24 protein-coding genes are annotated in these 22,945 nt (G+C 60.1%); 10 read left to right on the top strand and 14 right to left on the bottom strand.

Going from position 1 to position 22,945, the window contains the following annotated elements; genetic code table 11:
• Positions 1-16 precede the first annotated feature (16 nt).
• On the top strand, positions 17-1,294 hold the full coding sequence (gene waaA / locus HDE75_RS08490) for a lipid IV(A) 3-deoxy-D-manno-octulosonic acid transferase (protein WP_183675053.1): 1,278 nt from the start codon (positions 17-19) through the stop codon (positions 1,292-1,294).
• On the opposite strand, the gene HDE75_RS08485 is transcribed toward waaA, so the two are convergent.
• From HDE75_RS08485 to miaB, 11 genes are all read right to left on the bottom strand, one after another.
• Entirely contained in the window at positions 1,291-2,193 is a 903-nt protein-coding gene (locus tag HDE75_RS08485; RefSeq protein ID WP_311735095.1) for a M48 family metallopeptidase, read from the bottom strand. The genes waaA and HDE75_RS08485 overlap by 4 nt on opposite strands.
• A gap of 53 nt (positions 2,194-2,246) precedes the next feature.
• Entirely contained in the window at positions 2,247-2,987 is a 741-nt protein-coding gene (locus HDE75_RS08480; protein WP_183675056.1) for a lysophospholipid acyltransferase family protein, read from the bottom strand.
• Between the two features lie 16 nt (positions 2,988-3,003).
• Positions 3,004-3,576: a D-glycero-beta-D-manno-heptose 1,7-bisphosphate 7-phosphatase gene (gmhB, locus tag HDE75_RS08475; protein ID WP_183675059.1), complete on the bottom strand. Its 573-nt coding sequence runs from the start codon at positions 3,574-3,576 to the stop codon at positions 3,004-3,006.
• A gap of 14 nt (positions 3,577-3,590) precedes the next feature.
• A complete protein-coding gene (gene glyS / locus HDE75_RS08470) occupies positions 3,591-5,693 on the bottom strand; it encodes a glycine--tRNA ligase subunit beta (RefSeq protein ID WP_183675062.1) in 2,103 nt (700 codons plus the stop codon).
• A gap of 35 nt (positions 5,694-5,728) precedes the next feature.
• Positions 5,729-6,643: a glycine--tRNA ligase subunit alpha gene (gene glyQ, locus HDE75_RS08465; RefSeq protein ID WP_183675065.1), complete on the bottom strand. Its 915-nt coding sequence runs from the start codon at positions 6,641-6,643 to the stop codon at positions 5,729-5,731.
• Between the two features lie 175 nt (positions 6,644-6,818).
• The gene (gene lnt, locus HDE75_RS08460) at positions 6,819-8,372 is read right to left on the bottom strand and encodes an apolipoprotein N-acyltransferase (protein ID WP_183675093.1); all 1,554 of its coding nucleotides are present in this window, start codon (positions 8,370-8,372) and stop codon (positions 6,819-6,821) included.
• A 16-nt stretch (positions 8,373-8,388) separates the two neighbouring features.
• Entirely contained in the window at positions 8,389-9,267 is an 879-nt protein-coding gene (locus HDE75_RS08455; protein ID WP_183675106.1) for an HlyC/CorC family transporter, read from the bottom strand.
• A gap of 114 nt (positions 9,268-9,381) precedes the next feature.
• The gene (locus HDE75_RS08450; RefSeq protein WP_183675109.1) at positions 9,382-9,798 is read right to left on the bottom strand and encodes a DUF4259 domain-containing protein; all 417 of its coding nucleotides are present in this window, start codon (positions 9,796-9,798) and stop codon (positions 9,382-9,384) included.
• 13 nt (positions 9,799-9,811) lie between these two features.
• Positions 9,812-10,279 (bottom strand): rRNA maturation RNase YbeY, encoded by a 468-nt coding sequence (gene ybeY, locus HDE75_RS08445; RefSeq protein ID WP_183675112.1) that lies wholly within the window; start codon positions 10,277-10,279, stop codon positions 9,812-9,814.
• The gene (locus HDE75_RS08440; RefSeq protein WP_183675115.1) at positions 10,263-11,336 is read right to left on the bottom strand and encodes a PhoH family protein; all 1,074 of its coding nucleotides are present in this window, start codon (positions 11,334-11,336) and stop codon (positions 10,263-10,265) included. Before HDE75_RS08440 ends, ybeY begins: the two co-directional genes overlap by 17 nt.
• On the bottom strand, positions 11,333-12,700 hold the full coding sequence (gene miaB / locus HDE75_RS08435) for a tRNA (N6-isopentenyl adenosine(37)-C2)-methylthiotransferase MiaB (RefSeq protein ID WP_183676581.1): 1,368 nt from the start codon (positions 12,698-12,700) through the stop codon (positions 11,333-11,335). Before miaB ends, HDE75_RS08440 begins: the two co-directional genes overlap by 4 nt.
• A gap of 635 nt (positions 12,701-13,335) precedes the next feature.
• On the opposite strand from miaB, the gene HDE75_RS08430 reads away from it, so the two are divergent.
• Positions 13,336-13,662: a hypothetical protein gene (locus HDE75_RS08430; protein WP_183675118.1), complete on the top strand. Its 327-nt coding sequence runs from the start codon at positions 13,336-13,338 to the stop codon at positions 13,660-13,662.
• Positions 13,663-13,815: 153 nt separating this feature from the next.
• Here HDE75_RS08430 and HDE75_RS08425 read toward each other — a convergent pair whose 3' ends face one another.
• Entirely contained in the window at positions 13,816-14,670 is an 855-nt protein-coding gene (locus HDE75_RS08425) for an HDOD domain-containing protein (protein WP_183675121.1), read from the bottom strand.
• Positions 14,667-15,014, bottom strand: a complete 348-nt coding sequence (locus tag HDE75_RS08420; protein ID WP_260173807.1) for a hypothetical protein — start codon at positions 15,012-15,014, stop codon at positions 14,667-14,669. Before HDE75_RS08420 ends, HDE75_RS08425 begins: the two co-directional genes overlap by 4 nt.
• Before the next feature lie 233 nt (positions 15,015-15,247).
• Between HDE75_RS08420 and HDE75_RS08415 the strand changes: the two genes are divergently transcribed.
• Genes HDE75_RS08415 through HDE75_RS08405 form a run of 3 tightly spaced genes read left to right on the top strand, consistent with a single transcriptional unit; the run spans position 15,248 to position 17,539 of the window.
• On the top strand, positions 15,248-16,831 hold the full coding sequence (locus HDE75_RS08415; RefSeq protein ID WP_183675124.1) for a sensor histidine kinase: 1,584 nt from the start codon (positions 15,248-15,250) through the stop codon (positions 16,829-16,831).
• Positions 16,812-17,363, top strand: a complete 552-nt coding sequence (locus tag HDE75_RS08410; protein ID WP_183675127.1) for a DUF1697 domain-containing protein — start codon at positions 16,812-16,814, stop codon at positions 17,361-17,363. The genes HDE75_RS08415 and HDE75_RS08410 overlap by 20 nt, the downstream gene beginning before the upstream one ends.
• Positions 17,360-17,539 (top strand): hypothetical protein, encoded by a 180-nt coding sequence (locus HDE75_RS08405; RefSeq protein ID WP_183675130.1) that lies wholly within the window; start codon positions 17,360-17,362, stop codon positions 17,537-17,539. The genes HDE75_RS08410 and HDE75_RS08405 overlap by 4 nt, the downstream gene beginning before the upstream one ends.
• 43 nt (positions 17,540-17,582) lie before the next feature.
• Here the strand turns inward: HDE75_RS08405 and HDE75_RS08400 are convergent, their stop codons facing one another.
• The gene (locus HDE75_RS08400; protein ID WP_183675132.1) at positions 17,583-17,960 is read right to left on the bottom strand and encodes a PEP-CTERM sorting domain-containing protein; all 378 of its coding nucleotides are present in this window, start codon (positions 17,958-17,960) and stop codon (positions 17,583-17,585) included.
• A gap of 350 nt (positions 17,961-18,310) precedes the next feature.
• On the opposite strand from HDE75_RS08400, the gene HDE75_RS08395 reads away from it, so the two are divergent.
• The 5 genes from HDE75_RS08395 to HDE75_RS08375 all read left to right on the top strand — a co-directional run bounded on the left by HDE75_RS08395 (position 18,311) and on the right by HDE75_RS08375 (position 22,904).
• On the top strand, positions 18,311-18,661 hold the full coding sequence (locus HDE75_RS08395; protein WP_183675135.1) for an ArsR/SmtB family transcription factor: 351 nt from the start codon (positions 18,311-18,313) through the stop codon (positions 18,659-18,661).
• A gap of 15 nt (positions 18,662-18,676) precedes the next feature.
• Entirely contained in the window at positions 18,677-19,114 is a 438-nt protein-coding gene (locus HDE75_RS08390) for a YeeE/YedE family protein (RefSeq protein WP_183675138.1), read from the top strand.
• Positions 19,111-19,557, top strand: a complete 447-nt coding sequence (locus tag HDE75_RS08385) for a YeeE/YedE family protein (protein WP_221291771.1) — start codon at positions 19,111-19,113, stop codon at positions 19,555-19,557. The genes HDE75_RS08390 and HDE75_RS08385 overlap by 4 nt, the downstream gene beginning before the upstream one ends.
• A 54-nt stretch (positions 19,558-19,611) precedes the next feature.
• Positions 19,612-20,454, top strand: a complete 843-nt coding sequence (locus tag HDE75_RS08380) for a ChaN family lipoprotein (protein WP_183675141.1) — start codon at positions 19,612-19,614, stop codon at positions 20,452-20,454.
• A 218-nt stretch (positions 20,455-20,672) separates the two neighbouring features.
• Positions 20,673-22,904, top strand: coding sequence for a TonB-dependent receptor (locus tag HDE75_RS08375; RefSeq protein ID WP_183675144.1), 2,232 nt, complete (start codon positions 20,673-20,675; stop codon positions 22,902-22,904).
• The last annotated feature ends 41 nt before the right edge of the window (positions 22,905-22,945 follow it).

The raw sequence follows: 22,945 nt of genomic DNA, 5'->3' as shown, positions 1-22,945 counted from the left end.
CTATACGGTTTACACAATGCGACTTCTTTATACCTTCGCCTGGTGGCTGGCCCTGCCACTGGTGCTGGGCCGCCTGTGGCTGCGCGGCCGCCAGGAACCCGGCTACCGCCAGCACTGGGGCGAGCGCCTGGGCCTGTATGGCGCCAGACCTGCTACTGCTCCGATGTCGATCTGGGTGCACGCCGTTTCCGTCGGCGAGACGCGTGCGGCCGAACCGCTGATCGATGCGCTGCTGGCCGAGTGGCCGTTATGCCGCATCATCCTGACCCACATGACACCGACAGGCCGCGCCACCGGCAAGGCCCTGTTCGCGAAACATGGCGCACGGCTGGTGCAAAGTTATCTGCCCTATGACACGGGCGCCATGCCGGCCCGCTTCATCCGCCATTTTGCGCCGCATATCTGCATCCTGATGGAGACGGAAGTGTGGCCTAACCTGATCCATCAATGCAACCGTCACCAGGTGCCGGTGGTGCTGGCCAATGCACGCCTGTCGCAGCGTTCGCTGGGCAAGGCGCAGCGCCTGGGCAAGCTGATTGCCGATGCCGCGCGCGGCATTGATCTGGTGGCGGCACAGACCGAGGACGATGCGCAGCGCGTGCGTACGCTGGGTGCCCAAAACGTGGTGGTCACGGGCAGCATCAAGTTCGACGTGGTGGTGCCCGAGGCGGCTCTGGCGACGGGGGCGCAGCTGCGTGCCGCGATTGGTTACCGTCCGGTGCTGCTGTGCGCCAGCACGCGCGAAGGGGAAGAACCGTTGATCCTCGATGCGCTGGCCCGCGCCAGCTTGCCGGCCGACGTGCTGCTGCTGATCGTGCCCCGCCATCCACAGCGCTTCGACGAAGTGGAAAAGCTGATTACATCCCACGGCCTGGCCGTGCAGTGCAGGTCCGCCTTGCAGCCGGGCGATACGGTGGACGCAGCTACGCAAGTGCTGCTAGGCGACTCCATGGGCGAGATGTTTGCTTATTACGCGGCTTGCGATTGCGCTTTCGTGGGCGGCAGCCTGCTGCCGCTGGGCGGACAAAACCTGATCGAGCCGGCGGCCCTGGGCAAACCGGTGCTGATCGGCCCGCATACCTTCAATTTTGCGCTGGTGACGGAACAATCCATCGAGGCTGGCGGCGCCGCGCGCGTGCTTGACGCCGATGCGCTGCTGGCGCAAGCGTCGGCACTGCTGCAAGATCCGGCGCGCTTATCGGCCATGGGATCTCGTGCACTCGCCTTTGCGAACCAGCACCGTGGCGCTACGCCGCGCACCATCGCGGCGATCAAACCGCTGCTTCCGGCTTAATTAAACAGAACTGGCAGCTCTTGCGAGCGCTTGCGCAGCGCCTGCTTGGCGCCATCGTAATCGGGGTAGATCGATTCCACGGTGGCCCAGAAGCGGGGGCTGTGGTTCATTTCCAGCAGGTGCGACAGTTCGTGCGCCACCACGTAGTCGATCAGGGGCAGCGCGAAGTGGATCAGGCGCCAGTTCAAACGGATTTTGCGCTCCACCGTGCAACTGCCCCAGCGCGTGCCGGCCGAAGACAGCGACAGCGAGTCGTAGCATACGCCCAGCCTGGCTGCATACAGGTCCAGCCGCGCTTCAAATAGCTGGCGTGCTTCATGCTGGTACCAGCTTTTGACTTTTTCCTTCAGTTGCGCTTCGCTGCCGGCTGGCGTGACCCAGACATGCAATTCGTTGGTGTCGCGCTGGAAGCTGGCGCGGTGGCGCGGCGCCTGGTGCAGACGCAGGGTGATTTCGCCACCCAGGTACGGCAGTACGGCGCCATCGACCCAGGCCACTGGTGGGCGCTGCTGGCGTTCCACCTTGCGCTCGCCCCGTTCGCGCAGCTTGGACACAATCCAGCCTTGCTTGGCGCGGATAGCGTTGTCGATTTCCGCCAGCGTGACGCGCTTGGGCGCTGTCACGCGCAAGCCGTTATCGTCGATCATGAAGCCGATCGAGCGGCGCGTGGAGCGGCGCAGCGCGAATTCCACCATATGGGCACCCAGTTGCAGCTGGCGCAGCGGCGGGCCATCGGCAGTGCGCGGTGGCGAGGGTAAGGGTGGGGGAGAAGGAAGTACGGGAGCTATGACGGGCGCCACCACGGGCGGCGCTGGCGGTGCCGTGTGGCGCACCGCCGGGGGCGTGCTGGTCGAGACGTCGTGCGCGAACAAATCCAGTTGCCGGTCGCCGACCTTGATGGTCTTTAACTGCTGGCGCAGGGTCGGCTCCTGGATGACCGCACTGATGCCGTCTAGCCAGCGTTGTAGGCGTGAGGCGAAATGACGCGCATTTCTGATTCTATCCAATTTTCCACCTGTTGCATCATGCTGTCCGGGGTTTGCCCTTCCGGCGAAATCGGTTTGCCTATCGAGACCGTGATTAAACCTGGCCGCTTGAGGAATGACTGCTTGGGCCAGCACTCGCCTGAATTATGCGCGATCGGCACCACCACGGCGCCGGTGGCAATCGCCAGACGCGTGCCGCCGCTCTTGTACTGGCCTTTTTGGCCGACCGGAATACGGGTGCCTTCCGGGAACATGATAATCCATTGGCCATCGGCCAGGCGGCGCTTGCCATGCGCCACCACGCTTCTGAATGCGTGTTTGCCCTGCTTGCGGTCGATCGGGATCATGCGCAGCAGCGCCATCGCCCAGCCGAAAAACGGGATATACAAAATCTCTTTCTTGAACACGTAGACCAGCGGACGTGGCAGGCTAGGCAGCAGGAAGATGGTTTCCCACGCCGACTGGTGCTTCGACAATACGACGGCTGGCACGTCCGGGAAATTTTCGGCGCCCTTGACTTCGTAGCGTATGCCGCAAATGACCTTGGCACACCATAGGATAAACACGTTCCAGCGCGAGGTCACCCAATAGCGCTTGTTGTAGCTCAATGGCGCGGCAAAAAAGCACACGCAGGCCCAGACGATGGTGGCCACGATCATGATGATCATGAACAGCAGGGATCGCAGGAACAGGGAAAAATTACGCAATGCAGTTCTCCGGAGATTAAATACTGAATGCCACGGTGGGCGCGGAAGCCGCCGGCGCCTTGAGCAAATGGGCCACCACGGCCGCCAGGTCAGGGAAGACCTGGGTGCCGGGTGGCAGGCCACCTGTCGCGTGGGTTTTTTCGCCCTTGCCGGTCAGGACCAGATAGGGCACGCAGCCGCTGATAAAGCCAGCCTGCAGGTCGCGCAGCGAATCGCCGACCGTTGGCACGCCTTTCAGGCTGGTGTTATAGCGCTGCGAGATTTCATGGAACATGCCCGGCTTCGGCTTGCGGCAGTCGCAATTGTCCGCACCGGCGTGCGGGCAAAAGAAGATGGCGTCGATATCGGCGCCCACCTGCTGCGCCAGCGTATGCATCTTCTGGTGGATCGCGTTGAGCACCGTCATGTCGAAATATTCGCGTGCGATACCCGACTGGTTGGAGGCGATCACCACGCGATAGCCAGCCTGGTTCAGGCGGGCGATCGCTTCGAGCGAACCGGGAATCGGCAGCCATTCGGCAGGCGATTTGATGAAGTCCGGCGAGTCATGGTTGATGACGCCGTCGCGGTCGAGAATAATCAGTTTCATCGCCGGAGCTCCCATTACGCCGCCAGCTTGGAAATGTCGGCGACGCGGTTCATCATGCCGTGCAGCGACGACAGCAGGGCCAGGCGGTTGTTGCGCAGGGCGACATCCTCGGCCATCACCATCACGTCGTTGAAGAAACCGTCAACATCGTCGCGCAGCTGGGCCAGGGTTTGCAGCGTGCCAGTAAAGTCGCCCTTGGCAAATGCCGCGTCGACTTCAGGCTGCACGCGCGAGACGGCGGCCGCCAGTTTTTTCTCTGCTTCGTCCTGCAGCAGCGCGACGTTCACGCCGCCGACTGCCACCAGTTTGAGCGCTTCCTCATTCTTTTTCAGGATATTCGTGATGCGTTTGTTGGCTGCTGCCAGCGAGGCGCTTTCCGGCAAGGCGGCAAACGCTTGTACGGCTTCCAGGCGCTGCACGATATCGTCCAGGCGGTCCGGGTTTTGCGCCACCACCGCTTCGATTTCATTCGGCGAGAAACCGCGCTCGCGCAAGATGCCGCGCAAGCGGTCCAGCATGAAAGCCGTGACTTCTGCGACAGGGTCCTTGAAGCCGGGGATGGCCGCAAATTGCGCGGCGGCGTCAGCCAGCAAGCCCTGGATCGACAGAGGCAGGCGTTTTTCCAGCAGCATGCGCAGCACGCCCAGCGCGTGGCGGCGCAGTGCGAACGGGTCCTTGTCGCCGGTCGGCGCGAGGCCAATCGCCCAGATGCCGACCAGGGTTTCGAGCTTGTCGGCCAGCGCCACGGCGGTACCGGTCGCGGTGGTTGGCAGGCTGTCGCCGGCAAAACGTGGCTGGTAATGTTCGGAGGCGGCCAGCGCGATTTCTTCCGGCTCGCCGTCATGGCGCGCGTAATACGTGCCCATGATGCCTTGCAGTTCGGGGAATTCGCCCACCATATCGGTCAGCAAATCGGCCTTGGCCAGCAGGGCGCCCCGTTCAGCCAGCGCCACGTCATGACCGAGCTTGGCGGCGATGGCGCCTGCCAGTGCTTTGACGCGGTCCGTGCGGGCAGCTTGCGTACCCAGCTTGTTGTGATAGACCACATTGGCCAGCAGCGGCAGACGCGATTCCAGGGTCTTTTTCTTGTCTTGCTCGAAGAAGAACTTGGCGTCGGACAGGCGCGGGCGCACCACGCGCTCATTGCCGCCGATGATGTGTTCCGGCGTATCTGTTTCGATATTCGAGACGATCAGGAAGCGCGAACGCAGCTTGCCTGCCGTATCGGTCAGCGCAAAATATTTCTGGTTGGTCTGCATGGTGAGGATCAGGCATTCCTGCGGCACGGCCAGGAATTCTTCCTCGAAATGGCATTCGTAGACCACTGGCCATTCCACCAGGGCCGTCACTTCGTCCAGCAGCGCTTCAGGCATCAGCACCAGGTCGGCGCCGGCTTTTTCCAGCAACTGGGCGCGGATGCGTTCCTTGCGCTCTTCGTTGCTGGCGATCACGCTGGCGTTCAGGATCAGCGATGCGGCATAGTTTTCCGCGTGCGCGATGGTGATGGCTTTGCCGTCTGTCAGGAAGCGGTGGCCCAGGGTCTCGCGGCCAGCGGTCAAGCCCAGCAGTGTCAATGGCAGTACATTGATGCCATGCAGGGCGATCAGGCTGTGAGCCGGGCGCACGAATTGCACGGTCGTGCCGTCCGGGCGCTGATAGCTCATCAGTTTTGGAATCGGCAGCTTGGCGGCTGCTTCGCTCAAGGCCGCCTGCGCACCGGTGGCCAAGCTGCTGCCGGGCGCCGTATAGGTGTAGAAGAAGCTCTCGGCCTTGCCATCGACGGCGCGTTCCAGGTCGGCCACCGTCAGCTCGGGGAAGCCCAGCGCGGCCAGTTTCTTGGCCAGCGGCGGCGTGCCGTTGCCGTTCGCGTCCAGCGCCACGGAGACGGGCAAGACTTTTTCACGGATCGATTTGTCGGGCGAGACTTCGCGCACATTGGTGATGGAAACGGCCAGGCGGCGCGGCGAGGCGTAGCTGGTGGCGACGCTGTTTTCTTCCAGGAAGTCGCGTGCTTTCAAGCCGTTCACAATCCCGGCGCTGAAGGCGGCGCCCAGCTTGGCCAGCGCTTTCGGCGGCAATTCTTCGGTCAGCAGTTCAATAAGCAGTGTTTGGTTCATGGTGTTCTTGTCTGGGTACGGCGTCAATAAGCGGATCAGGCGGCTGGTTTGTCTGCGGCAGGCAGCATCGGGAAACCGAGGCGTTCGCGCGAGTCGTAATACGCTTGCGCGACCAGGCGCGACAAGGTGCGCACGCGGCCGATATAGGCGGCGCGTTCCGTCACCGAGATGGCGCCGCGCGCGTCGAGCATATTGAAGCTGTGCGAAGCCTTCATGATTTTTTCGTAGGCGGGCAGCGTCAGTTGCAGTTCGATCAGGCGTTTCGCTTCCGCTTCGTAGTTGCTGAACTGGGCAAACAGCAGTTCCGTATTGGCGTGTTCGAAGTTGTAGGTCGATTGCTCTACTTCGTTTTGATGGAACACGTCGCCATACGTCAGCTTCTTCGTCACCCCATTCTCTTCCCACTCGGTCCAGACCAGGTCGTAGACGTTTTCCACGCCTTGCAGATACATCGCCAGGCGTTCGATGCCGTAGGTGATTTCGCCCAGCACGGGCTTGCAATCGAGGCCGCCCACTTGCTGGAAGTAGGTGAACTGGGTCACTTCCATGCCGTTCAGCCAGACTTCCCAGCCCAGGCCCCAGGCGCCCAGGGTCGGGCTTTCCCAGTCGTCTTCGACGAAACGCACGTCATTCTGCTTCAAGTCCAGGCCCAGCGCGGCCAGCGAACCCAGATACAGGTCGAGGATGTTTTCCGGCGCCGGCTTCAACACCACCTGATATTGGTAGTAATGCTGCATGCGGTTTGGATTCTCGCCGTAGCGGCCATCTTTCGGACGGCGCGATGGCTGCACATATGCGGCGCGCCATGGTTCCGGCCCGATTGCGCGCAGGAAGGTGCCGGTGTGGAAAGTGCCGGCGCCGACTTCCATGTCGTAAGGCTGGAGCAGGGCGCAACCTTGCTTGTCCCAATAGGTTTGCAAGGTCAGGATAATTTGTTGAAATGTGAGCATCGTATGAGTTCGCCGCGCGAGACAGCCGCGCGCTGTAAGGGTTTGCTTGAAGCGTGGCCGCCTGTCGCCTCGATAATGCACAGTGAGGTAACTGGCGGCCACGCCAGGGTTTGCTAATTTTAGCGGTTTTTACGGGCAGGCTGTGAGTCTTCCGGCAATATGCCCGGTGCCGCGCTTACTTATGTTTCTTGCGGGACAACAGGAAGGCGGACAGGACGGCCAGCGCAGCCAGGGCCAGCACCAGTTTGTTGCCGTAAAGAATGTATGGCGTCATGCCGCCCATGCCTTGTACATTCGCCGCCAGGGTGCCTTGCGTATCCTGTACCAGCTGGCTCGTCACCTTGCCATTGCCATCGATGACGGCGGTAGCGCCCGTGTTGGTGGCGCGCAGCATGGGGCGGCCCGTTTCCAGGCTGCGCATCTGCGATATCTGCAAATGCTGCGGAATGGCGATCGAGTCGCCAAACCAGGCCAGGTTCGACACGTTCAGCAGCACCGAGGCCGATTGCTTGCCATTGCGGTGGGCGCTAGCCAGCTGGTCGGCGATTTCCTCGCCAAACAAGTCTTCATAGCAGATATTGGGCAGCACCAGCTGGTCGCGTACCTGCATGGGTGCTTGCACATAGTCGCCGCGGCCCATGTCGCCCAGCGGGATAGCCATCATGGCCACAAACCAGTGCAGGCCCGGTGGCACGAATTCGCCGAACGGCACCAGATGATGCTTGCGGTACTGGTAGGACGGGCCATGGCCCGTGATGCCCAGCGCCGCATTGTAAAACTGCCGCTGTTCGTCGAGCACGGGCATGCCGATCAGCAGGGTGCTGTGCGTGTCGCGCGCATAAGTCGTCAGGCTATCCATGTAACCAGGCGGCAGCTGGTGCGGCAGCACGGTCAGCGCGGTTTCCGGCGTGGCGATCAGGTCGGCCGGCGCGGCCGTGATGGCGCGCTGGTACATTTCCAGTGCGCCCAGCACGAAGCCGGGATCGAATTTCTGCTGTTGCGGCACATTGCCCTGCAACAGGCGCACGGAAATCGGACGGCCTACCGGATGCGTCCAGTGCACGTATTGCAAGCCGAAACCGGCCGCATACAGGGCGACCACGCCGCCCAGGGCGATCCAGCGCGTGCGGTGCGTCAGCAGCAGCAAGCCGCCGGCCGAGACGGCCGCCAGCCAGCCCAGGCCATACATGCCGACGATCGGCGCAAAGCCGGCCAATGGGCTGGTGTTGTGGGCGTAACCGGTGGCCAGCCACGGGAAACCCGTAAACAGCCAGCCGCGTGTCCATTCAAACAGAGTCCAGGTGGCCGGCAGCACCAGCAGCAGCATCGAGGGTATCGTCACTTTCCAGCGCTGGCGCAGCCAGGCGGCAGCACCCATGGCCAGCGCCACATAGATGGCCATCAATAGCGCCAGCAGGGCTACGGCGGCAGCAGCCAGGGGCGCGGCCATTTCGCCAAAGCGGTGCATGGAGATATACAGCCAGTGTGTGCCGGCTGCGCACCAGCCAAAGCCATAGGCCCAGCCGATCAGGGCGCCGGTTTTGACGCCCGGTGCGCGCAGCACCTGGTAAAACAGCACGCCCAGGCTGAGGATTTGCAGCGGCCAGTAGCCGAAGGGGGCGAACGCCAGCACCGCGACCGCGCCAGCGATGGCGGCGATCAGCATGCGCGCCCGCGTGCTGCGGGGCGGTTTGGCGGGGTCGGAGGGGGCGGCGCGTCTGAAACGCATTTACAGTACGCGCATCTTAAAGTTCCAGTTCCGGCACGTCGGGCAGGCGCTCGACCAGCAGCACGTGCACCTGGCGCGCATCGGCGCGCAGCACCTCGAAGCGCAAGTCACCCAGGTCGAAGATATCGCCCTTGTGCGCCATGCGGCCCAGGTGTTTCGAGACCAGGCCGCCGATGGTGTCGACATCGTCGTCCACCAGGTGAGCGCCCACTTCTTCGTTGAATTGTTCGATTTCGGTCAAGGCCTTGACCCGCCAGCGGGGGCCGAACTGGCCTTCCTTGAGCGACAGGACGTTGTCTTCGGCTTCATCGAAGTCGTATTCATCCTCGATATCGCCGACGATCTGTTCCAGCACGTCTTCGATGGTGATCAGGCCGGCTACGCCGCTGTATTCGTCGACGACGATGGCCATGTGATTGTGGTTGGCGCGGAAATCGCGCAGCAGCACATTCAGGCGTTTCGATTCAGGGATAAAAATGGCCGGCCGCAGCATGTCGCGCACGTCGAAAGTTTCTTCTGCGTAATAACGCAGCAGATCTTTCGCCAGCAGGATGCCGATCACCTTGTCGCGTTCGCCCTCGATCGCGGGGAAACGCGAGTGGGCGGTAGACAGGACTTCCGGCATCCATTCCTCGATCGGCTTGCTGATGTCGATGACATCCATCTGCGAACGGGGGATCATGATATCGCGCGCGCAGAGATCCGATACCTGGAACACGCCTTCGATCATCGACAGAGCGTCGGCGTCGATCAGCTTGCGTTCATGCGCATCGTGTAGAACTTCGAGCAATTCTGCTCGGTTCTCTGGCTCGGGGGAAATTAGTGCGGTCAGGCGTTCAAACAGTGACCGGTGGGGCTTGACGTCAGTTCTGACGCCACTAGGGTGCTCGGGCATAGGAGGCGTGAGCCGTTGTTGCGAAGGGATATAGGATACACCAAAAGTGGGGTCTTACCGGAATTCCCCGCTTTTGATGCAGATTTGATACGTATACCAGGCCGTTGCCTGAGGTTAGATATTACCCAGCACGCGCTGGCGCAAATCGGCCACATCGGCCTGCCAGTCGGCGAAATGTTCGCTTTCCTGCCACAGCTGGTGCAGTTCCGAGACTTCCGCCGTGATGCGCCCGAAAGCCAGTGCGGCTTTTTCCAGCAGCGGCGGCGTGATCTTTTTCTTGCAACGCTCTACCCATTCATCGACCTCGGCCGTAGCCGGATCATCGGCACCAGGTTTACCCAGCAGGCGGGCGATCACTTCCAGCGCGGCCAGTGCCTCGGCGGCGAATGGCGCTTCCAGTTCGGCTTCGGTGCTGTCGATGACATTGTCCAGTGTCGTTTCGACCAGTTCCAGGGTTTTGTATTCCTGCAAATCCTGCGCCCAATCCATGGCGTAGTCGTTGCCAAAGGCGTCGGTGGCCCAAGTTCCCATATTTACTCCTTTTTTACTCTTTATATGGGTCAGTGATGCCCAGCTTGGCCAGGATCTCGGTTTCCAGGCCTTCCATCTCGGTGGCCTCTTCATCATCCATATGGTCGTAGCCTTGCGCGTGCAGCACGCCATGCACGATCAGATGGGCCGTATGTTCTTCCACGCTTTTCTGTTGTTCCGCCGCTTCCTTTTCCAGCACGTCGGTGCACAGGATGATGTCGGCGCGGGTCGGCTCATCGTCGGCCAGTTCTGCTTCACCCTCGTTATAGGCAAAGGTCAGCACATTGGTGGCGTAGTCTTTTTCGCGGTAGTCGCGGTTCAGGTCGCGTCCTTCTTCGGCATCGACAAAGCGGATGGTCAATTCAGCGGGCGCGAACAGGGCAGCTTGCACCCAGCGGCGGATCTTTGGGCGCGTAATCAGTGTTTCCAGGCGGGTATCCGGATATTGCACGGACAGCGAGAGTTTATTTTTTTCGGACATTTTTGGCGGCTGCTGGTTTGATCAGGGGAAGTAATTGGGCGGCGCCGGCTTCGGCTGCCTGCGCCGTTTCATAAGCGTCGACGATGCGGGCCACCAGCGGATGGCGCACCACGTCGGTGGAATTAAATTGCGTGAAGCCGATGCCGCGCACGTCTTTGAGCACTTGCACAGCGTCGATCAAGCCGCTCTTCTGGCTCTTGTGCAGATCGACCTGCGTCACGTCGCCCGTCACCACAGCCTTGCTGCCAAAGCCGATACGCGTCAAAAACATCTTCATCTGTTCGACGGTGGTGTTTTGCGCTTCGTCCAGGATCACGAACGCGTGGTTCAGGGTGCGCCCGCGCATATAGGCCAGCGGGGCGATCTCGATCACCTGTTTTTCAAACAGCTTTTGCGTGCGGTCAAAGCCCAGCAAGTCGTACAGCGCGTCGTACAGCGGGCGCAGATACGGGTCCACTTTTTGCGCCAGGTCGCCCGGCAAGAAGCCCAGGCGTTCGCCCGCTTCCACGGCGGGGCGCGTCAAAATGATGCGCTTGACGGCGTCGCGTTCGAGCGCATCGACGGCGCAGGCCACCGCCAGGTAAGTCTTGCCCGTGCCGGCCGGACCCACACCAAAGCTGATGTCGTGTTCCAGGATATTGCGCAGGTAGGCGATCTGGTGCGGCGTGCGGCCCCGCAGATCGCTGCGCCGTGTTTTCAGCACGGGACTGGCGATATCCGGCTCGACAAAGGTGGAGATGGGCGCATTCGGCGTGGTTGCGTGGTGCTCGGAGGCGGCCGACAGGCCGGCGCGCTGTTCCACCAGCGCCAGTTGCACTTCTTCCAGCGGCACCACCTTGTTGGCGATGGCGTAGAATTTTTCCAGGATTTCCACGGCGCGTTCGGCATTGCTGCCGCCGACGATGAACTTTTCGCCACGGCGGAATATCGTCACGTCGAGGGCGGCGGAAATCTGGCGCAGGTTTTCATCGAGCGGGCCGCACAGATGCGCCAGGCGCGTGTTGTCCAGCGGCTCGGGGATGAAGTAATGCGGCTGTATCGGGGCTTTGGTTTTCAACTGGCTCTTTTCAATGCGGGCGCGCTGGCGACCAATTCGCCGCGCAGGGTGTAGGAATGGCTTTCGGTGATGCGCACGTCGACCAGCTGGCCGATCAGGTGCAAACCATCGGGGCCGGCGTCGAAATTGACCACGCGGTTGTTTTCGGTGCGGCCTTGCAGCTCACTGTCATCCGTATCTTTTTTCGAACGGCCATCGACCAGGATGGTTTGCACCGTGCCGACCATCGCCAGGCTGTACTTGCGCGTATTGGCGTCGATGGCGGCCTGCAGTTGCTGCAGGCGGGCCAGCTTGGTTTCATGCGGCGTATCGTCTTCCAGGCTGGCGGCCGGCGTGCCGGGGCGCTTGCTGAAGATGAAGCTATAGCTGTTATCAAAACCGACGTCGGCGATCAGCTTCATCATGGCGTCGAAATCGGCCTGGGTCTCGCCCGGGAAACCGACGATGAAGTCCGAGGAAATCGCCATGTTCGGGCGCACGGCGCGGATGCGGCGGATGATGGACTTGTATTCCAGGCCCGTGTAGCCGCGCTTCATGGCGCCCAGCACCTTGTCGGAGCCATGCTGCGCCGGCAGGTACAGATGATCGACCAGTTGCGGGATCTTGGCGTAGGCGTCGATCAGGCGCTGCGTGAATTCCTTCGGGTGGCTGGTAACGAAGCGCATGCGCTCGATGCCGGGAATGTCGGCCACGTATTCGAGCAGTAGCGCGAAGTCGGCAATGTCGCCGCCTTCCATGACGCCGCGATAAGCGTTCACGTTCTGGCCCAGCAGGGTGATTTCCTTGACGCCCTGGGCAGCCAGGCCCGCCACTTCCGTCAGCACGTCTTCGAAGCGGCGCGACACTTCTTCACCGCGCGTGTACGGCACCACGCAGTAGCTGCAGTATTTGCTGCAGCCTTCCATGATGGAGACGAACGCCGAGGCGCCCTCGACCTTGGCTGGCGGCATATGGTCGAACTTTTCGATTTCCGGGAAGCTGATGTCTACTTGCGAGGCGCCGCTGGAGCGGCGCAGCTGGATCATTTGTGGCAGGCGGTGCAGGGTTTGCGGACCGAACACCATGTCGACATACGGCGCGCGCTTGACGATGGCGTCGCCTTCCTGCGAGGCCACGCAGCCGCCCACGCCGATCAGCAGATTCGGATTGGCCAGTTTCAGTTCGCGCAAGCGGCCCAGGTCGGAAAACACTTTTTCCTGCGCCTTTTCGCGCACGGAACAGGTATTGAGCAGGATGACATCGGCTTCTTCGGGACGCTCGGTGCGCACCAGGCCGTCGGATGCGCCCAGCACGTCGGCCATCTTGTCCGAGTCGTACTCGTTCATCTGGCAGCCGAAGGTTTTAATGAATACTTTTTTCTGCATGGAGTCAGGTGCTTTAGCGGTCATGGGATGTTGGTGGGATGCCGCGGAACGAGGCGGTAGGCAGGCCTGGCGAGATGTCTTGCACTATGGCGCAGGCTGCTGGTCAGGCGTTAGTTTAACGTAAATCTCCCCCACGGGCCATGCTGCACTTGCCGCCGTGGCGATAGTAAAAAACATGGCGGGTTTGCGTCTGTCATTGCCATTTGTTTCCTGAGTGAATCATTGATTTGTAACAAGTTGCTACAAAACCTAGTGCGCGCCCGCTGGCATCCTAATGTGTTGAAATGGCATCACTAAAAAGCATACCCGCAACTAGCTTGATATTTAACAATCAGGAAGGTTGCGCGGAGCGCGGATGCTGCGGCTTTAGACTAGTATATTGCTTTATATGCAATTCATTTCAGTCGATTGCAAGTGTTATTCACCCATGCAGCAAGGTGGATCACCTTGCTGGACGTGGCTGTGCGAGTCCCGGTACAGGTAGCGCGGCAGGATGGAGAGGGGCAGGAGAAAGCAGGAGAAAAGAGTGAAGGGCGGACATGAATAAATTTTTTGAACTCTAAGTCAGCCTTAAGTTCGGATCGGCATTCTTTCAACATCAACATTCACCAGACTTTACTAGACGAGGAAAAATCATGGCACATCATGCATTAGCATCTCAAGAAAGCTACAACCCTAACCACCTGCTGGATATTCTGCTGAGCAAGATGCAGCTGAAGAACGATGCAGCCCTGTCGCGCTTGCTGGAAGTGGCGCCACCGGTGATCAGCAAGATCCGTCATCACCGTCTGCCAGTCGGCGCTTCGCTGCTGATCCGCATGCACGAAGTGACGGGCATGAGCATCCGTGATCTGCGTGATTTGATGGGCGACCGCCGCACCAAGTATCGTTTGTCCGACGCCCAGGGCCGCCCAAAAGCGGAAGACCGTGGCGATGCGCAAGAAGCGAATTACGCGCATTGATGCTGCGGTGGCATGAGAACTGTTTTATCGGTGCAATGACTGTCAGCACACAGCTAGCCTTGACGGCGCACCCTGCAGTCACCGTAGTGGAAAAAATAACGGCTTTCGCTTGATGCGAAGGCCGTTTTTCTTGGCGCTCCTGGCAACGCTGATTCAGCTGAGCAAAGCCGCCGTGATTTCACCGTAGCGCAATTCCGTTTCGCGGAACAGCTGCAGATACGCTTCCTCTTCCAGTCCCAGCGCTGCCCACGCCACCGGCGAAACGCGCGGCACCATATCGTCCACCGCCTGCGCCAGGTCCAGCGCGCATACCACCGCATTGGCGACATGAATCAATGCCGCCAGGAAACCCGCACCTGCCACTTCCGGCTGCACATAATTGGCGATGGCCAGGCGGATGGTATCGGAAAAATTCCAGTGTTCGGCCAGGGCCACGCCCGCCTGCACATGGTCCACGCCCAGTATCGTTTGTTCCGCTTCCAGCATGCTGCAATCTTGCTGGGCGCGGAAGGCGAGCGCCTGTGCATAATGTTCGGGGAAGCTGCTGACCAGCACCAGCCGGCCGATATTGTGCAGCAAGCCTGCGGTAAATGCGTAATCCTGGTTGAAGCGCACATGCCGCGCCAGCACTTTCGCGCAGGCGGCCGTGGCCACCGAATGGCGCCAGAATGCCTTGTCATCGAAACCGGGGCAGCGCCCTTCCGGGAAAGCGCCCGTGATCGCTGCCGAGGTGATCAGGCTGCGGGTAGTCTGGAAACCCAGGTAGGTGATGGCTTGCTGGATGGTGGTGGCCTTCACTTGCAAGCCGTATTGCGAGGAGTTCGCCAGGCGCAAAGTCTTGGCCGTCAGCGCCTGGTCGTACGACACTTTTTTCGCCAGCACGGAAATATCGACGTCTTCCTGGTCGATACTGTTCAACAGTTCCATCACGACGGCGGGCAAGGACGGCAGGTCGTCCAGGTGGGCAAGGATGTCTTCGGCAGTCAGTTGTGGCAGTGCGGTGCTCATGCTGCGGCTCCTGTTCCTGCTTCCATACCCAGGCGATAGTTGCTGACATAGCTGAGCAATAGTGCCGTGGTGGCGTCGTCCGGATCGGCAGGATCGTGCTTGCGGAATAAATGTGCCAGACGCGTGCGATAGCTTTCCTGTAACGCGGCCTGTTCTGCCGGCGACAGGGGCGGCGCCTGGATGGACAGCATCTCGATGCCATGCCGCGGCATCAGCGATAGCATGTTTTCTGTTAACACCGCACCTTGCGGCAGTAACACTTGCCCCCGCGCATCGAGCAACACGTCCGATAAGATCATACCGGGGCGAATTTGCTCCAAGGGTAAAAGCTGATGCGTGGTCATGATGACTCCTTTTGATGATTGCGGGATATTATCATTGCCACAGCGCAATGTCTTCATCCTGCATCAATGTCCATCTTTCCTGTATGGCTGTTGTAAATCTTGCCAATAAGCATCTCATAACGTACATTGCCACTATGCTGGCCTGCCGTCGACATCCCTGTCTGCGCGCCGCGGGCCAGCGGCAGTCCACACTCCGGGAGTGCTGTTCAATGGCAGCGATGATGGCAACGACTATGCGTACCCAGGTCAGGCTGACCTTGCTGTTTGTCGTCATCGTCACCCTGGTGCTCGGCATTTCCGGCAGCTATACCCAATATACACTCAGTCGTGACCTGGAGGCAGATAGTGCGCGCCTGCGCACTGGCGTGCTGACTCGCCTCCAGACGAGCTTGCCTTCAGCCTTGTGGGATCTCGATAAATCCAAGGTCGACAGCATTGTGGCGGCGGAAATGTTGCCGCCTGAATTGATCGCCATCCGCGTGTATGACGCTTCCGTCGGCCTGTTTGCGGGAGAAATGCGCGATGCCTCGGGTGCGCTGCATCCCTTGCTAATCGATCTGGCGATAGCCGGCACGCCCATCGAAGCGCCGCTGGTGTTTCGCGACGCCATGGCCTCCAGCGGCGCCAGGCCAGTGATCGTCGGCAAGGTCATCGTCAACTTCAGCGGCGAACAGATCGATGCCGCCTTGCGTAGCGAGGTGCGGCGCAAGGTAATGGAGGTGTTGCTGCTTGACATCATCCTGGTGGCGGCACTGGCGCTCAGCCTGCGCATCATCTTTCGCCCCTTGCGCCAGTTGCGCGATGGTCTGTTTGACCTGGCCACGCGCGGCAGCGATGAAGTGGAAGAACTGCCGGAAACGCGGCGCGATGAACTGGGCGACGTGATCCGCGGTTTCAATGCGGTGCAGCGCAAGCTCAAGTCCATCATCTTCCGTACTCGCGAGGCGGAAGACGCGGCGCGCCGTTCGCAGCATGAGATGGCGCAGGCGATGGATGAGTTGCGCCTGGCGCAGGAATCCCTGCTGCAATCGGAGCGCCTGGCCGCACTGGGCAGCCTGGTGGCCGGCGTGGCCCATGAAATCAATACGCCGGTCGGCATTGCCCTGACCAGCGCTTCGGTCTTGAAGGAAGCGACCGAAGACATCAGTGCGGCCGTCGCTGGCGGCACCGTCAGGAAGACCGACATTGTGCGCTACCTGGAAACGGCCAGCGAAAGCGCGCGCCTGATCATGAACAATGCCTACCGCGCCGCGCATCTGATCCATAGTTTCAAACAGATTGCCGCCGACCAGGTCAGCGAAGCGCGCCGCCTGTTCGAGTTGCGCGACTATATCGGCGAAGTGGTGGCCAGCCTGCAGCCCACTGTGAAAAAGACGCGCATCGCCATCACGATTGATTGCCCATCAGACATCATGTTCGACAGTTATCCTGGCGCCTTGGCGCAGGTGCTGACCAACCTGGTGCTGAACTGCGTCGAGCATGCGTTTGACGCCGACACGGCGGGCACGATTCATATCGGCGTGCGCTGCGACCAGGACTGGATCGACATGCAGGTGCGCGACAATGGCCGTGGTATCGCGCCCGACTTGATCGACCGCGTCTTCGACCCGTTTGTGACCACGCGGCGCGGACAGGGTGGCACGGGACTGGGATTGAATATCGTATTCAACTTGATTGCCAAGCAATTTGGCGGCACCATCACGGTACACAGCACCGTGGGCCAGGGCGCCACTTTCGTGTTGCGCCTGCCCAGGGTGACACCATTGTCAGAGGGTAAGGACGGCCAGGGAGACGAACATGACAATACAGCAAGGTGAGCGCCAGGTAGCATTCTTGCGCGGCATTAATGTAGGCCGCGCCAAGCGCGTGGCCATGGCCGACCTGCGCAAGCTGCTGGGCGACCTGGGCATGACGGAAGTGAATACCGTGCTCAATAGTGGCAACGTGGTATTCAACGCGGGCGCCGTGGCGCCGGCGGATGCCGCGACGCAGATCGAGGAAGCGCTGGTCTTGAAACTGGGCGTGGCGGCCAGGGTGACGGTATTGTCCCATGCCCAATTTGACGAACTGATCGCCGAAAACACCCTGGTCCCGACTAGCGACGCCTCGCGCTTGCTGGCGCTGGTGATCAACAACCCGCTTGACGCCCAGCGTATCGCGCCGTTGTTGCAGCAGCAATGGCACCCCGAAGCGCTGGCGGCCGGCAAATGGGCCGCCTATGCCTGGTGCCCCGATGGCGTACTGGCCAGTAAGGTAATCGCGGCGCTGGGCTTGCTGCTGGGCGATGGCGTGACCTCGCGCAACTGGGCGACCATGCATAAATTACATGCATTACTACAACAACCATGAATTGGGATATCGTTAAAGGTGTATTGATCGTACTGGTCGCCATCAGTGTGGTGCTGACGGCCTTCGTGCTCATTTCCGCTTCCGGCCCCGACAAGGCGGCCTGCATCGCGCGCGCCCTGAAGTCGGGTATTCCTGTTGGAAATATTGAACGGGTGTGCCGCTTGACCGACAAATAAGAAACACGGTGCGACATGCTGCTGTACTGCCAGGAGCACCTGTTCAGGCGTCGAATTTTTCCTGTTTTTCACCGCGCACGCTCAATGCCAGCAAGCCCAGGCCCACCAGCAGCATCGCGTACATATTTGCTTCCGGCACGGCAGAGACGGGTGCGGGGAGTGGCTTGAGCGGCGTCCCCCCCGGTGTGGAACCGTTCATTGCGCCATGGCGTACATGGGAAGCGCGCCCCAGCGTGAATGGCGTGGTCTCCTTGCTGTTGGCCAGCAGTCGCGCATAGGGCAAGTCTGGTGTTTCCCATACGAGATTGTTGTCGAAATGGATATTGTCATCGATGATGACGGTGCCGCCTGCTGTCGTGGCGCCCCAACTGCTGGCCGACAATGCCAGCAAGGCCATGCATGCCGACTGTGGTATTTTCATTTTTATCCCCTCCATACCCTGGCTGGCGTAGCGTTTACTCATCGCTTACTCATACTTGCCGGCAATGCAAATCCGTCGGTTTGATACGGATCAAGGTTTTTCTGCTCAGTCTTCATTACAGCACATATCGTGCCATTTTAACTACGGATGTTTTCAATTAATTACGAATATTTGTCATTTTGATAGCGCCATTGCTATCAAAGGCAGGCAGCATGCATGCGCGTGCTATCAAGAGAAAAAACGCTGTTGTTTTTCGTGTGTGCTGTCAGCAAGAAAACAATATATCGATTAGCATATTGTTCAAGCGATGTTTTCTTAGTATTAGCTAGCCATGCCTGTGGGAGGGCGCGATGGAAACCGTAACAGCGCAGTTCAATCTCGACGTGATGCGCACGTCCGCCTATAAAGCCAGCTCCTTGCTGAAAGCTATGGGCAATGCCGACCGCTTGATGCTGCTGTGCCAATTGTCGCAAGGCGAGCATTGCGTCAGCGACTTGGAGCAAAAAGTGGGTATCGTGCAACCCACCTTGTCACAGCAGCTGGGCGTGCTGCGCGAGGAAATGCTGGTCGCCACGCGGCGCGATGGCAAGCAGATTTATTACCGTGTCGCCAGCCGCGAGGCGCTGGCCGTGCTGCAATTGCTGTATGCGCAATTTTGCGGACCCAAGCGCTCCTACGGCGACGCCGACGATCTCGACTAAGGCATACCGAGCGCCATGCAGATAGACTGGCAACATTTCACGCCCTGGTCGTCGCTGGCCGGCGGCTTGCTGATCGGCCTGGCCGCCGCCGTGCTGATCCTGTTCAATGGCCGCATCGCCGGCATCAGCGGCATCGTGGGCGGCTTGTTGTCTCCGCGCAAAGGAGACTCAGGCTGGCGCATCGCTTTCCTGGCTGGCTTGCTCATCACTCCCTTGCTGTATCAATTGCCTCATGCCTTGCCTGAGGTCGATATCGAGGCCGGTACGCCTGCATTGGTGATTGCCGGCTTGCTGGTCGGCCTGGGCGTGCGGTATGGCGCCGGTTGCACCAGCGGCCACGGCGTGTGCGGCCTGTCGCGTTTGTCGCCCCGTTCTCTGGTCGCGACGACGTGCTTCATGGCCGCTGGTTTCCTGACCGTGTATGTATTGCGTCATGGGCTGGCCTGGACATGATGAAGCTGCTTTGTTCGCTGTTTAGCGGTCTCTTGTTTGGCCTGGGCCTGATCGTTTCCGGCATGAGTAATACCGCCAAGGTGCTGGGCTTTCTCGATCTGGCCGGCGCCTGGGATCCATCGCTGGCGCTGGTGATGGGCGGCGCGATCATCGTCGCCATGCCAGCCTTCTGGCTGGCGCGCCGCCGCCAGCGGGCCATCCTCGGCGATGCCATGCAACTGCCAACTAACCGCAAGCTGGACCGCCGCCTGGTGCTGGGTAGCCTGGCTTTTGGTCTGGGCTGGGGCATCGCCGGTTTTTGCCCGGGCCCCGCGCTGGTGTCCTTGCTGGCGTGGCAAACCAAGGCTTGGATATTTGCCACCGCCATGCTGGCCGGCATGGCCTTGTTTGCCTGGCTGGAGCGCCGCCGGGCGATGGACAAACAGTCGTCGGCGACGTCCTGAAACGGTACAATCTCCGGCATCGTACACAGCGTACATACCGATGCGGGAAACTCCATGATGCGATTGATCAAACAGGCAAGTGTCCTGTGCTGCGTGCTGGCCTTGAGCGCATGTGGCAGCTTGCTGAAGAAGGACGCGCCGCCGCTACCGGTGGTTGATAGCGTGCCCAATCCGCAAGTGCTGCTGCTGGGCGAAGTGGTGGACAATGTCCAGGGCCAGCGTTTGCGCCTGGCGGAATTAAAGCGCAGGGTGGCCGCCGGCTGGCGTCCCGTGATCGTGATGGAACAGTTCGACCGCGATACCCAGCCTTTGCTGACGCGCGCCGTACGCGATTGCGCCGACCCCGATTGCATCATCCGCGTGATGGAACAGCCGGGTTGGGACTGGGATCAATACCGTCCCGTGCTGGACCTGGTCATCAATTATCAGCTGACCTTGGTGGCGGGCAATTTGTCGCGTGCCGATGCATCGCGCACTGCGCGCGATGGCATGCAATGGTCGATGCCGCCTGCCATGGTCAAGACGTATCTGGCGGCGCCCGTGCCGGCTGACTTGCTGCAAGGACAACGGAAGCAAATTCAGGATAGCCACTGCAATATGGTGTCGGACATGATGATCGACGGCATGATCCATACCCAGGTGGCGCGCGATATCTGGATGGCCAAGCTGATACGCGACCAGGCGCCGAACGATGTTGTGTTGTTTGCTGGCAACGAACACGTGCGCAAGGATATCGGTGTAGCCCGCTGGTTGAAGCTGGCCGACCCGCAATTGAATGTGCGCAGCATCGGTTATGTGGAGCAAGGCAGCCAGGGTATTGCAGGCGAGTTTGACCTCACGCAAACCATGGCGCCCCAGCCGCGCAAGGACCCTTGCGCCAAGTTCAAAGCCAAGTAAAAGCCCCCTTCATTTCACCTTGATTTTCACCTTGACTAACACCCTGCCCGCTAGTCCGGCCAGGGTGTTTTGCTACGTAGTTTCCACATTCCACCGTTGTTGCATGTCATTGGTGCGTCATATTGTCTAAATAGAATTCGCTCCAGCCGAGTTCGTGACCCTAGCACCGTTCACTTCGTGGCTTCCTCTTTATCCCAAAAAACAAATGAGAGAATCCCATGCAACAGCGTTATCCATTGAAACCGATTTGCTTCCTGGTATTGCAGGCACTGGCTTGCTACGCGCACGCCGCCGCCCCCGAAGGGGAGGGCGAGGCTGCCGCTGCTACCTCAGCGGTGCAAGTCGTTGAAGTGACGGGCCAGGGCCAGTCGCGCCAGGTGCAAAACATTACGCGCGCCGATTTGCAGAAAGCCATACCAGGCACCAGCCCCTTGCTGACCCTGGAAAAATTGCCAGGCGTCAGTTTTCAATCGGCCGACCCTTTCGGCGCCTATGAATGGTCGACCCGTTTCAGCATCCGCGGTTTCAATCAGAATCAGCTGGGATTCACTCTCGATGGTGTGCCGCTTGGTGACATGAGCTACGGCAACAACAACGGCTTGCATATCAGCCGTGCGATTTCTTCTGAAAACATCGGCCGCGTGGCCGTCTCGCAAGGCGCCGGCGCGCTGAGCACTGCCTCGACCAGCAACCTGGGCGGCACCGTGCAGTTTTACACCCTGGACCCGTCCGACACCATGGGCGTGACGGCCTCGCAAACCCTGGGCAGCGCCAGTACTTCGCGTACCTTTGTACGCGTCGATAGCGGCTTGTTGTCGACCGGTACCAAGTTTTACCTGAGCGGCACCCGCATGCGTGCCGACAAGTGGAAAGGCGACGGCCCGCAAGACCAGGACCAGTTCAACAGCAAGATCGTGCATATCTTTGGCGACAACAAGCTGAGCGCTTTCTACAATTACTCGACCCGCAGCGAAGTCGATTACCAGGATCTGTCGCTCGATATGGTCAAGCGCCTGGGATACAACTGGGATAACTACGCACCAGACTGGCAACGTGCCGTGAATGCCTCCAAAGGCATTTACACAGGAGGCGTGAACAGCATGGACGATGCGTATTACCTGGGCCGTGGCTTGCGTAAAGACAATCTGGGCGGCTTGTCGCTGGACTTGCAACTGACCCCGGCCGCCGTGTTGAAAACCACGATTTACCACCACGACAACAAGGGCCAGGGCCACTGGTACACGCCATACACTCCGTCCTCGGCTACCGTGCCGATTTCCATCCGCACCACCGAGTACTCGATCGGCCGCGATGGCGTGACCAGCGACCTGACCTGGGATCTGGCCAACCACACCATCAATGCCGGTTTCTGGGGCGAGCGCAGCCTGCACACCCTGACGCGTAATTTCTATGCCGTCACGGATGGCACTTACCAGGACCATTTCCTGTCGAACCCGACCTCGACCGGTTTCCAGCAAGACTTCACCACCACCACGCGCCAGTTCTATCTGCAGGACACGGTGTCCTTGCTGAATGACAAGCTGAGTATCAACTTTGGCTTCAAGACGCCAAAAGTGGCGATCGACGCTGTCAGCCTGGTGGGCACGCGCGCCGCTGGCGATATCGTGGCGAAAAAGACTTTCCTGCCGCAAGCAGGCATTACCTATCGCCTGAACCAGAATGATGAAATTTTCACTTCGTTCTCGAACAATATGCGCGCTTACCAGCCGGGCGTGAACGGTCCTTTCTCGCAAACCCAGCAAGCGTTCGACTTGAACGTGAGCCAGCTGAAACCGGAAACCTCGACCACCATCGACCTGGGCATGCGCTTCAAGCGTGACGCCGTGCAAGGTTCGATCGCCGTGTACTACGCCGACTTCAAGGACCGTCAACTGGGTATCGCCACCTGCGCCGGCATCGTTGGTTGCCCAAGCACCATCGCCAACGTGGGCAAGGTAGAAACGAGCGGCCTGGAAGCGCTGGCCGTATGGAAACTGTCGCGTGAAGTGTCGTGGTTCAATTCCTTCACCTACAACAGCTCGAAATACAAATCGAACTACATCGACAATGGCAATGTGGTTGCCGTGGCCGGCAAGGACGTGGTCGATGCACCGCGCATCATGTTCAATACCGAGCTGACGTATGAAAACGCGGCCTGGTTCACGCGCCTGGGTGGCAAGTTCACCGACAAGCGTTACTACACCTACACCAACGATGCTTCCGTGCCATCGTTCTGGACTTCGACCCTGTCGGCTGGCTACAAGTTCAAGAATGTGGGCGCTTTCAAGGATGTCTCGGTGCAATTGAACGTCAGCAACCTGTTCGACAAGCAATACTTCAGCACTATCGGCACCAACGGCTTTGCCGCGTCCGATCCGAACGGCACGCTGGCCACCTTGCTGGCCGGTGCTCCACGCCAGGTGTTCCTGACCGTGAGCGGCAAGTTGTAATGCTTGTGGCAGTAAATTAGTAGCGACAAGACGCGGCGGGG

Origin of the sequence: Janthinobacterium silvisoli, from assembly GCF_014200725.1 — a bacterium.
Lineage (GTDB): Bacteria > Pseudomonadota > Gammaproteobacteria > Burkholderiales > Burkholderiaceae_D > Janthinobacterium.
This window is presented reverse-complemented; position numbering and strand designations above follow the sequence as displayed.

Excerpts from the sequence above, each read along its gene's own strand:
- ybeY (WP_183675112.1), bottom strand. The coding sequence starts at position 10,279 with ATGTCCGAAAAAAATAAACTCTCGCTGTCCGTGCAATATCCGGATACC.
- HDE75_RS08450 (WP_183675109.1), bottom strand. The coding sequence starts at position 9,798 with ATGGGAACTTGGGCCACCGACGCCTTTGGCAACGACTACGCCATGGAT.
- HDE75_RS08390 (WP_183675138.1), top strand. The coding sequence starts at position 18,677 with ATGCAGATAGACTGGCAACATTTCACGCCCTGGTCGTCGCTGGCCGGC.
- HDE75_RS08425 (WP_183675121.1), bottom strand. The coding sequence starts at position 14,670 with ATGAGCACCGCACTGCCACAACTGACTGCCGAAGACATCCTTGCCCAC.
- HDE75_RS08380 (WP_183675141.1), top strand. The coding sequence starts at position 19,612 with ATGATGCGATTGATCAAACAGGCAAGTGTCCTGTGCTGCGTGCTGGCC.
- glyS (WP_183675062.1), bottom strand. The coding sequence starts at position 5,693 with ATGAACCAAACACTGCTTATTGAACTGCTGACCGAAGAATTGCCGCCG.
- miaB (WP_183676581.1), bottom strand. The coding sequence starts at position 12,700 with ATGCAGAAAAAAGTATTCATTAAAACCTTCGGCTGCCAGATGAACGAG.
- HDE75_RS08375 (WP_183675144.1), top strand. The coding sequence starts at position 20,673 with ATGCAACAGCGTTATCCATTGAAACCGATTTGCTTCCTGGTATTGCAG.
- HDE75_RS08385 (WP_221291771.1), top strand. The coding sequence starts at position 19,111 with ATGATGAAGCTGCTTTGTTCGCTGTTTAGCGGTCTCTTGTTTGGCCTG.
- HDE75_RS08430 (WP_183675118.1), top strand. The coding sequence starts at position 13,336 with ATGGCACATCATGCATTAGCATCTCAAGAAAGCTACAACCCTAACCAC.
- HDE75_RS08395 (WP_183675135.1), top strand. The coding sequence starts at position 18,311 with ATGGAAACCGTAACAGCGCAGTTCAATCTCGACGTGATGCGCACGTCC.
- HDE75_RS08400 (WP_183675132.1), bottom strand. The coding sequence starts at position 17,960 with ATGAAAATACCACAGTCGGCATGCATGGCCTTGCTGGCATTGTCGGCC.
- HDE75_RS08455 (WP_183675106.1), bottom strand. The coding sequence starts at position 9,267 with ATGCCCGAGCACCCTAGTGGCGTCAGAACTGACGTCAAGCCCCACCGG.
- waaA (WP_183675053.1), top strand. The coding sequence starts at position 17 with ATGCGACTTCTTTATACCTTCGCCTGGTGGCTGGCCCTGCCACTGGTG.
- gmhB (WP_183675059.1), bottom strand. The coding sequence starts at position 3,576 with ATGAAACTGATTATTCTCGACCGCGACGGCGTCATCAACCATGACTCG.
- glyQ (WP_183675065.1), bottom strand. The coding sequence starts at position 6,643 with ATGCTCACATTTCAACAAATTATCCTGACCTTGCAAACCTATTGGGAC.
- HDE75_RS08410 (WP_183675127.1), top strand. The coding sequence starts at position 16,812 with ATGACAATACAGCAAGGTGAGCGCCAGGTAGCATTCTTGCGCGGCATT.
- HDE75_RS08420 (WP_260173807.1), bottom strand. The coding sequence starts at position 15,014 with ATGACCACGCATCAGCTTTTACCCTTGGAGCAAATTCGCCCCGGTATG.
- HDE75_RS08405 (WP_183675130.1), top strand. The coding sequence starts at position 17,360 with ATGAATTGGGATATCGTTAAAGGTGTATTGATCGTACTGGTCGCCATC.
- lnt (WP_183675093.1), bottom strand. The coding sequence starts at position 8,372 with ATGCGTTTCAGACGCGCCGCCCCCTCCGACCCCGCCAAACCGCCCCGC.
- HDE75_RS08415 (WP_183675124.1), top strand. The coding sequence starts at position 15,248 with ATGCGTACCCAGGTCAGGCTGACCTTGCTGTTTGTCGTCATCGTCACC.